Here is a 3227-nt window from a genome sequence, read left to right as displayed (position 1 = left end):
CCCCTGGCCGCCGCCGGACTGCTCAACCCGATGATCGCCGGTGCGGCGATGGCCTTCTCCTCGGTCTTCGTGGTCGGCAACAGCCTGCGGCTGCGCACCTTCCGCTGAGTGTCTTCCGCGGTGCTCGACCCGGGGGCCCCGGAACCACATCGGTTCCGGGGTTCCCGGCTGCGTGCCCGGGCCTGGGGGCCCGGGGGTCGGGGGTCGGGCGCCGGTCCGACGGCCGGGCACTGATCCGATGAGGGGACACCGCCGAGGCGTTCCCGGAGGTCAGCGGCCCGGTCGCATAGCCTGTCGCCTTGCCGTCGGCCGGACGGTGGCCCGTGGGTCGTCCGTGCGTCGCCCGTGCGTCGCCCGTGGGCGGCCCGTTCGGCGCGCCGCCGGTGGCGTCGGTCGGTGGCGTCGGTCGGCGGACGGCTCCGGGGACGGCTTCGGGCACGTGGGACAAAGGGGTGCAGGGTGGCTTCCTCGGGAACGAGCGACTCCTTCGGACGCGGGCAGCGCTTCCGCGCCTGGCTGCTGGAGGGCCTGTCCGACCGGGTCAAGCAGCACCCCGGCCCGCACGCCCAGGCCCCCGCCGAACAGGCCCGCCCCTGGTGGCGGGTGATGTGCCTGACCGGCCTCGACTACTTCTCCACCCTCGGCTACCAGCCCGGCATCGCCGCCCTCGCGGCCGGTCTGCTCTCCCCGGTGGCGACCGTCGTCCTCGTCGTCGTCACCCTCTTCGGAGCCCTGCCCGTCTACCGCCGGGTGGCCCGGGAGAGCCCGCACGGCGAGGGCTCGATCGCGATGCTGGAACGCCTGCTGTCGTTCTGGCAGGGCAAGCTGTTCGTCCTCGCCCTGCTCGGCTTCGCGGCCACGGACTTCATGATCACCATCACCCTGTCGGCCGCCGACGCCACCGCCCACCTGGTCGAGAACCCGCACCTGCACAGCGCCCTGACCGGCAAGCAGGTCCTCATCACCCTGGTGATGATCGCCCTGCTCGGCGGCGTCTTCCTCAAGGGCTTCAGCGAGGCGATCGGGCTGGCCGTCGTCCTGGTCGCGGTCTACCTCGCGCTCAACGTGGTCGTCGTCATCAACGGCTTCTACCACGTCCTCAGCTCCCCCGGCGTGGTGAGCGACTGGGCGGACGCGCTCACCGCGGAGCACGGCAACGTCGTCGCCATGATCGGCGTCGCCCTGGTGACCTTCCCCAAACTCGCCCTCGGCCTCTCCGGCTTCGAGACCGGCGTCGCCGTCATGCCGCACATCGAGGGCGACCCGGAGGACACCGAGGAGAAGCCGACCGGCCGGATCCGCGGTGCCCGCAAGCTGCTCACCACCGCCGCGCTGATCATGAGCGTGTTCCTGATCACCACCAGCTTCATCACCACCCTGCTGATCCCGAAGGAGGCCTTCGAGAAGGGCGGCGAGGCGAACGGACGCGCGCTCGCGTACCTGGCCCACGAGTACCTCGGCAACACCTTCGGCAGCATCTACGACCTGTCCACGATCGCGATCCTCTGGTTCGCCGGCGCCTCCGCCATGGCGGGCATGCTCAACCTGCTGCCCCGCTACCTGCCCCGCTACGGCATGGCGCCGCACTGGGCGAAGGCGGTCCGGCCGATGGTCATCGTGCTCACCCTGATCGCCTTCCTGGTCACCTGGCTCTTCGACGCCAGCGTGGACGCCCAGGGCGGCGCCTACGCCACCGGCGTCCTGGTGCTGATCAGCTCCGCCGCGATCGCCGTCACCATCGCCGCCCGCGCGGCCCGCCAGACCGGCTGGACCATCGGCTTCGCGATCATCGCGGCCGTCTTCCTCTACACCACGGCCCTCAACATCGCCGAACGCCCGGACGGCGTGAAGATCGGCGCCTGCTTCATCGCCGCCATCGTGTTCGTCTCCCTGCTCTCCCGGCTCAAGCGCGCCTTCGAACTCCGGGTCACCGACATCGTCTTCGACGACTCCGCCGAGCGCTTCGTGCGCGACTACACCCACCGGCCGCTGCGCCTGATCGCCAATGAGCCGAACAGCCGCGACCTCGCCGAGTACCAGGAGAAGAAGCGCCAGATTCGGGCGGACAACGACATCCCGGCCGAGGACGACCTGGTCTTCGTCGAGGTGACCGTCAAGGATCCCTCGGAGTTCGAGGCGGTGCTCACCGTGCACGGCGAGGTGCTGCACGACCGCTACCGGGTGCTCACGCTGGAGAGCTCCAGCGTCCCCAACGCGCTGGCCGCGCTGCTGCTCACCGTCCGGGACCGCACCGGGCAGCAGCCGCACATCTACTTCGAGTGGACGGAGGGCAATCCGTTCGCCCAGTTCCTGCGGTTCTTCCTGTTCGGGCAGGGCGAGGTCGCGCCGGTCACCCGCGAGGTGCTGCGGGAGGCGGAGCCGGACCGGATGCGGCGGCCGCGGGTGCACGTGGGCTGAGGGGGCGGGCCGGGGAGCCCGGTGGAGGAGTCGGGGATGTGCGGGGCCTGTGCCGATGGGTTGTCAGGTGCATAGCATGGCAGTTCGTCGGTCCCATCCCGCCACTCCGCTACCCGGCCACCCCGCAGAGGAGCAACTTCCGTGCGCAATCGCAGGTTCGGCTCGATCGTTCTGACCGGCGCCCTCGCCCTCGCCGGCCTCGGCACCGGCCTCGGTACCGCCCCGGCGGCCGTCGCGGCCTCCGGGGCGGAGCAGGGTTCCGCGGTCACCGCCGGCGGCTCCCGGCACCGGGTCGAGGTCTTCGCCGAGGACGGCTCGATCGGACGGGCCACCGTGCCCGCCGCCTCCCCGTACCTGACCGGCGACCGCCCCGGCCTCGCCCCCGCCGGGGACGGCGAGGTCACCCCGATCCTGCGGAGCGGCGACAGCGCCGGCAAGGTCGACGTCGTGGTCATCGGCGACGGCTACACCGCCGCCGAGCAGGAGAGGTTCCGGGCCGACGCCGCCGCCAAGTGGCAGGAGCTCAGCGCCGTCGAGCCCTACGCCGGCTACCGGAACCTGTTCAACGTCTGGGCCGTCGCCACCGTCTCCGCCGAGTCCGGCATCACCGGCGACCCGGACCGCGCCACCGTCCGCAACACCGCGCTCGGCTCCTACTTCTGGTGCGAGGACATCGAACGCCTGCTGTGCGTCGACACCAAGGCCGTCGAGAACTACGCCGTCAAGGCCCCGCAGGCCGACCTCGTCCTCGTCGTCGCCAACACCGCCAAGTACGGCGGGGCCGGCTACAACGTCGCCTCCCCGCTCGG

The 3227-nt window shown here is 71.7% G+C and carries 2 protein-coding genes; both read left to right on the top strand.

Annotated elements, in window-relative coordinates; genetic code table 11:
* The first annotated feature begins 459 nt into the window (after nucleotides 1-459).
* On the top strand, nucleotides 460-2418 hold the full coding sequence (locus tag VR45_RS35090; protein ID WP_045943966.1) for an amino acid transporter: 1959 nt from the start codon (nucleotides 460-462) through the stop codon (nucleotides 2416-2418).
* Nucleotides 2419-2559: 141 nt separating this feature from the next.
* On the top strand, nucleotides 2560-3227 hold a 668-nt coding region (locus tag VR45_RS35085), incomplete at its 3' end, for a M64 family metallopeptidase (RefSeq protein WP_045943965.1).

Source organism: Streptomyces sp. NRRL S-495 (assembly GCF_000966955.1).
GTDB classification, from domain to species: Bacteria; Actinomycetota; Actinomycetes; order Streptomycetales; family Streptomycetaceae; genus Kitasatospora; species Kitasatospora purpeofusca.
This window is presented reverse-complemented; position numbering and strand designations above follow the sequence as displayed.